Below are 7,091 nucleotides of genomic sequence, written 5' to 3'. Positions count from 1 at the left end.
TATTCAATTATTTGATTGTCATTATTTTGTTTGTAGAGCCGTAGCGTGCTACGTCTCTTTCTATCATTTTTATTTTTTCACCCATTTTCCAGATTCAATTTCGCGTGTGGTTTGGGTAGAAACCACCTTCCAAATATACGTCCCCGCAGCCCAATCCGTGGCATCCAGTACGGTTTCGGTTTCCGTGACAGGCTGTTGCGCCACAAGGCGGCCATTCATGTCGTAAACCTCCACGGTGGCATTCTCAACTGTGGTGCGGATGTGCATCTCGTTGCCGCCCGGGTTCGGGTAGGCGATGGCAAGTGAAAGGCCGTTGGCGTGGGCTTCGTCGATGCTTAAGAAGGCTTCGTCGGGAAATTTTGTGATGGCATTAATGGCTTTATTATCATACAAACAATGTGTTAAAGATGTCAGAAGCATACCGCCGTCTTGCGTAGTCGCGATGCCTGTCGCATACTGACAATGGTTGTCTTCAAATGTCCCATAGTACATTGTCGATAGTGATTCAAAATCAGGAGATAGGTGTTCTATCACAATCCTCGAGTCCGCGTTCCAATGCGTTCCCACGTTCAAAGTGTACACAAACAGCAGCGAGTTGTCATCAAGTTGAATGACATGAGAGTCTTGGGGTACAAAATCATATCCTCCTGATTTCCTCTTAACATAGCGTAGAATCGGGGTATTATTCCCATAACTCTGGACATTATCATTGTATTCATACAATGCGCAGCAATAGTGGCCCAAACGTTCATTGAGCATAGTTGTCAACAACGTCGTTCCCATATTGGAACGGACTATATTATGGTAAGTAAAATCCTGATTGTCAAATGCCTGAACTTGTTCAGGATGCTTAAACGACCGACTGCGAACGATGTTGAAATCATGATCCAGATAGATAAGGTTATCCTGGTTTTCTTCAACGACATCCCAACGGATTCCATAATACAGATAAAGGCTGTCTGCCTTGACAATGTGATAGCGTTGATACATATAAATAGGCATGCTTCCCGACCTCATATTGCCACTATATGCGGCTCTGTCCAGTAGGTTTCCGTCGAAGTCCATCCTGAAAAACACGGTCGAATCGTAATCATGAGGCGTGATTCGATCTTCGGTGACAGTTTTGGAGTAGACACCTACTATATTGCTGTCGTCATCAACAAAGGCACTGTAAAGATGTATTTGTCCACAATTGTACGGGAACGTAATGTTTTCTTCGCTGCGCCACTCCGATGTGTCGATGGGGATTTCCACCTCATGGCTCTCGGCAACGGAGAGGTCGTCGTTGAGTTTGTATAGTCCCAGAATGCAGTGGTCGGTGACTGGCTCAAAGTTCTTGAAATAGTTCATCGAGCAAGTGTCATGGTCGGGGTTATAGGCAATCATTGCATACACGTCGCCCGAACCATTTTCGAGGACATAAGGTTCATAGGCATAGTAACCATCCTTATGATACTTGGAAACAGCCAACTCAGTCCCATTTGAATCCAACATCATCAGCATAGGATTACATGACGAAACGCCTCCATACAGATTTCTTTCATTTGAACCACCCTGGGCAATAATTTTTCCATTGGATAATTCACAAGACACAAAATAACCGGAACTAGTATATTCTTCGCTGTAGCTCCACTCCCATTCCTGCGCAAAAGCCTTGGCCCCGAAGAGAAGGGCGAAGGCAAGTAGTAATTGTGTTTTTGCTTTCATTGTATTTTTTTAATGTTCAATGGCAAAAATAAAGCAAAACACAATATGATACGCGAAAATCACACACACATTTCACACACATTTTTCCGTGTTTTGCTCGCAAAAACAGCTTCTTAGCCTCACAAGCGACACATTTTCCCTAAAAACCGCATGATTTGACGGAATAAGGAATACGAATGGAAAACTTTGCGAAAAATCTCAGGACAATCGGTTTTTTGCAGCCATTAGTCCTTTTTCAACATGTTCTTTAAGTAGTCCGAAAGGTTCTCTTCCGTGCCAAGGATTTTCTTGATTTTCGAAATACGATTGGTAAACGAGTTGTACTTCACGCCTTGCAACACGGCCATTTCGGCATGGCTCAAACCCATCAAGGCAAGACAGCAGGCGTTGAGGTCGGCAGGATTAAGTTCGGGGTACTGCTTGGCCAAATGAGTTGCAAAGTCACCAAACGCGGCATCAGTAGCATCTTTCAAAGCCACAAAATCAGCTTGCCCCAATGCCAAATCGGGGAAATCATCTACATTCTTTGAGGATATTTTTCCACCATAAGCAGCCAATCGCTCGCGGATGCGCACAAAAGCATCCGACTGCTCAAACTGTGCCCAACTTTGCGCAAAAGAAACATTATCCTTTTTGCCCCTTTTGAAAGCCGTCACAATAATGACTGCCAAGACCAATATTCCAATGACCATCAATCGCCAAAACCACACATTCCCATTTTGTGGCGCCATTTTGGTTCTCAGATAAGCATTCAACATTGCCATAGCCTCCCCGTTTTGATTCGATCTTATCGTCTGCTGCGCTTGTCCTTCTTTCACTATAGCGTAATATGGCATAGCCTTCAGCGTGTCGTTCATTTTCTCGTAGCAATCGGCGAGACCGAAAGCTGCCTGAATCTTAAATATGCGGCTTTCAGGACTGAAAGCCCTTTCCAAAACCGCTATAGCCGAAGCATAATCCTGCAAATTGTAGTAAACGAAAGCCATCTCAATGCAATTCCGATAATGGAAAATATAGGTGCTGTCAACCAAGGTGTCACATTGCCGGAAATAAATGAGTGCCGAGTCACATTCATTGCTGCGGCGCAAACAATTGGCTAAGGAATTTTCCAACAGTGCAGTCTCGAATGGAAAACGCTGTGCATTAGCCATGCAGAGACCTTCGCGGCAATAAAGAAAAGCCGTGTCGCCTTCGCCCGCTTTGCCAAAGCGTTCATACAACAAGCCGAGGTTGGCATAACTACGGAGCATCCATGCCGTATCGTTAGCAGTCGTGGCACAATCCAAACCGAACCTGGCCAATTGTTCGCTGGTATGTTCCCCTGAAAACAGGTGTGCAATACGCGATGCGGTTATAAAGGTCTTGCTGTAAAGTCGTCCAACGGAGGCATTGGATGCATCAAAATAGGTGTCCAAGAGGTTCAAGGTCTTGACGAGACAAGCTGCAGATTGCTCCATTCGGTTCTGGTCGTACAGCAAGCATCCCGAAAGATAATTGCAGCGAGCCTGCATCCACAGGTGACGCTGGGTGCTGTCTTCTTCGTAAAAAGCCATAACCGGCATAAGGACAGAGTCCTCAATGTTGTAACATTTATAGTCGCTTATGAGGACTTCCAAGGAATCGAGAAACAGAGCGTATTCTTTATCCTCGCTATTGGTTGGAGTCAAAAAGCCACATTCCTGTTTGGCGCAACCTGCCATCACAAGTACTATCAGAAGCCATGTGTGCAAAATCCTTTTCATTGCCGCAAAGATAGGGAAAAATGTGGATATGCTTTTCTAAAACATCAGTTGCTGCAAATGAGCCATCAGCAAAAAAACTGCCGCATGATTTGAAGGTCAGTACTACCGAACGGCTACCGAATGGCTACCGAAGGATTGAGGCCATGAAAATACGCTCGCCAGAAGCATGACCAAAGCCGCAACAAGTAGCCTTTTCCTTCGCGACAACTATGGAGTTTCTTCGGGGTTTCTTCGGTGATGCTTCGGTGAATAACCGAAGAAACTCCGAACAATGTGTGCGGAAACCACGAAGAAAGTGCGGCCTTGTCCACTACTTGACTAAAAGGAAACCCAACCCAAACAACCATCAAAAGCGATGATTCTTTAGGCAATCTGTAAAAAAATGTGTGTTTCTTGACAATCAATTATTTTTTGCTAAATTTGCCGCGTAAACATAAAAATTAACGTTATGATGAAAAAAATACTGATGACATGGGCTATTTGCCTTGCGTTTGCCGGAATGGCGAATGCAGAAACGGAATACTTTTGGTTTGATTACGGAAATGCCGATGGCTGGACCACGATTGATGCGGATGGCGATGGCTTCTGCTGGCTCAATTCAAAGGACTTGGATGGTAACAATTCGGGCTATCAGGGCGGCTATTGCATGATGTCGAAGTCGTTCGATTTCAATGCGGGTTATCTTACGCCCGACGATTATCTGGTTTCGCCACTACTGCATTTGCATAATGCACCTGCCATCTGCTTCTACGTTTCCATGAACGAAATCGTGGATGGCAACGACCATTTCGGCGTGGCGGTTTCGACAACGGGCAACACCAATCCCGCCGATTTCACCATGATTTACGAAGCGGATGTCGAACCCGGCAGAGCGCATGGACAATGGTGGTTCCAGAAAATCGACCTCAGCGCATATAGTGGTCAGGAGGTGTATGTCGCCATCCGCCATTTCGGGGCTTCGGGCCGACCGAATTTTTGCCTGGACAACATCACCGTGGCAAGCAGGCTTTTCGACTACGAGCCATTGGTGAAAGGAACTGACATCATGCAGCAATGGAATGTGAAGCGGACTTATTCCAATTTTATCTGGGGCGAATATTGGACCGATATTTTCACTTTGGAAGACGAAGTCGAAATTGATGGCCTGACCTACCGCGAAGTGCAATACGACCATTTGGGAAACGGAAATGTGCATACATACGGCTATATGAGGGAAGAGGATAGAAAGGTGTATTATCGTCAAGGACAAGAAAGCCCTGAATTTGTCTTGTATGATTTTGGTTTACAGATTGGCGATTCTTTGGCGATATATGATGATGGTGAATATGCTGAATACCTGAAAGTAACTGCTATTAGGGAAGATTATTTAATATTTGAACAACGAACCACTTATATGCTTAATTACGACTTCGGACAGTCACCTGATTATTGTTATGATTATGGCGTTGATGTCTGGGATGAAGGCATAGGAAGCGAGCGTGGCGTTGTGTTCAGATATGATGGTTTGTTGGGAAGTGATGAAATGCTGCTGTGCTATCATGAAGACTATGACTTGATTTATGGCGGCGGCAATTGCAACCAAAGCAACTTGTCGGTCGAGGAAAATGAAGACGAAATTGAAGATTTAGTGTTCCCGAATCCGACAACGGGCGTGCTGAACATTGCAATGAAAGACTTCCGGAGTGTGGAACTTTTCAACAGCATGGGCCAGCGCGTGCTGCAAAGCCATGAAACGGTTCTCGATTTAAACAATCTTTCGGCAGGTGTCTATTTCCTGAAACTCACCGACAATCAAGGTGTAGTAACAATGCAGAGCGTGGTGAAGAAATGAAAACAAATCCGCCAAGGCAAGAGAAAGTAAATTTGGATTAGATTAAAGAGAAATCTAAAGTTCATAAATACGTGACAATCAAAACGCTTGCGTCAACAAATTCTGTGTAATCTGTGCAATCAGCGGTTCAATTAAATCATCTATAAATCTAAAATCCTGCCAGTTCCATCGTTACCGTAGGAATCAGCAGCAGAGCGCCGATGACAATCAGCACGAGGATGAATTTCCAGATGAATTTCACCCACTTTTCCCACGGAATGCGCGCCACGCCGAGGGTGGCAATCAGCACGCCCGAAGTCGGAGTGATCATATTGGTGAAGCCGTCGCCAAACTGGAACGCCATCACCGTCGATTGGCGCGAAATCTCAATCAAATCGCTGAAAGGTGCCATGATAGGCATGGTGATGGCCGCTTTCGCCGAACCTGACGGAATGACGACATTAATCAGTGTCTGAATGCCATACATGATTTCGACGGAAACGATTTGTCCCGCGTTGCGCATCGATTTCGAAAGGCCATACAAAATGGTGTCGATGATGCCGCCGTCTTGCAAAATGATGACGATGCCGCCCGCCAAGCCAACGATGACAGCAGCCGAAAGAATGTCGCCCATGCCTTCTACAAAAAGTCTGGCAATGTCGCTCGCACTCTTGTCAATCGAAAGACCGCTGGCAACGCCCATAAACAGGAACAGCGAAGCGATTTCCATAATGTACCAGTCGTAGCCTAACACACCGACAATCAGATAATAAACCGTTCCGAAGAGCATGGTCAGGATGAAATAATGCACCGACTTGCGCAAGGCAAAGAAACCCAAAAACGCAAACACGGCTGCACCGATAGGCAATAGGCGCAAGGTGGTGGAACTGTTGCCGATTTTTAATGTTGAAGTTGGATGAAGAACGGCAAAGACAATCAGCACGATGGCGATGAAACCATACACGAACCAAGCCTTTTTCGGGGTGTAGTAAGTGATTTCCTCTGCATTCTGGCTGCCCAAATTGCGCCAATAGGCATCGTCGTCATACATGATGGAAGATTTGGGATTTTTCTTTATGCGATTGGCATAAATCAGCACGAAAATAATGCCTACGATAGTCAAAATGGCCCAACAGACGACACGATAGCCAATGCCCGTGAAAAGCGGAATATCGGCAATGCCTTGCGCGATGCCAATGGTGAACGGATTGAGCATGGCACCCGAAAAACCGATGTGCGCCGCCACATAAACCATGCACACGCCGACAATGCTGTCGTAGCCCATCGAAACCGCCAACGGAATGATTATCAAGGTGAAAGCTATCGTTTCCTCGCTCATGCCAAACACCGATCCGAACAGACTGAAAAGAATCATCACCAGTACGATGATGATGTTGTTCACTCCGATTTTTCGGAATAGTATGCTCTTTTCCAAGCGTTTGGTGAAGCGCAAAAAGGCATAGATGCCCGTGTCGATGGCACGGCTCTTGTTCATAATCCAGAACGCGCCGCCGATAATCAGGATGAAGACGATGATGTTGCTCTGCTTGACAAAACCTTTATATAATGCCGAAAACACTTGCCAAGTCTGAGGTTCATGATGGAACTCAGCGGTCGCTGAGTCTGTCGAAGCGCCGCTTTCGGGCAATTGGTCGGCATAATAAAACTGCATTACCGTCTCATCGCCCATTTGCTGCTCGACATATTTTCCTGGCGGAATAATCCAAGTCATAGCGGCAGCAATCAGAATGATGAAGAAAACAATGACGAAGGTATGTGGTACTTTGCGTTTTTTCATCGACTTTTCAAAATTTAATGCAAAAATATTGATT

Annotated in this window: 4 protein-coding genes; 1 reads left to right on the top strand and 3 read right to left on the bottom strand. The window is 45.5% G+C overall.

Annotated features, from left to right (window positions below; all coding sequences use genetic code 11):
- Positions 1–69 precede the first annotated feature (69 nt).
- Positions 70–1,707: a T9SS type A sorting domain-containing protein gene (locus AC06MN_RS01455; RefSeq protein WP_475670578.1), complete on the bottom strand. Its 1,638-nt coding sequence runs from the start codon at positions 1,705–1,707 to the stop codon at positions 70–72.
- A 224-nt stretch (positions 1,708–1,931) separates the two neighbouring features.
- Positions 1,932–3,449 carry a tetratricopeptide repeat protein gene (locus tag AC06MN_RS01450; RefSeq protein WP_475670577.1) on the bottom strand — a complete coding sequence of 506 codons (1,518 nt, stop codon included), beginning with the start codon at positions 3,447–3,449 and terminating at the stop codon, positions 1,932–1,934.
- 448 nt (positions 3,450–3,897) lie between these two features.
- Between AC06MN_RS01450 and AC06MN_RS01445 the strand changes: the two genes are divergently transcribed.
- Positions 3,898–5,280, top strand: a complete 1,383-nt coding sequence (locus AC06MN_RS01445) for a choice-of-anchor J domain-containing protein (protein ID WP_475670576.1) — start codon at positions 3,898–3,900, stop codon at positions 5,278–5,280.
- Positions 5,281–5,428: 148 nt separating this feature from the next.
- Here AC06MN_RS01445 and AC06MN_RS01440 read toward each other — a convergent pair whose 3' ends face one another.
- Positions 5,429–7,057: a YfcC family protein gene (locus AC06MN_RS01440; protein WP_475670575.1), complete on the bottom strand. Its 1,629-nt coding sequence runs from the start codon at positions 7,055–7,057 to the stop codon at positions 5,429–5,431.
- Positions 7,058–7,091: the final 34 nt, after the last annotated feature.

The sequence above is a fragment of the Candidatus Limimorpha sp. genome (assembly GCF_056203535.1).
The sequence above is the reverse complement of the archived record's forward strand: the minus strand, read 5'-3'. Positions and strand labels throughout refer to the sequence as shown.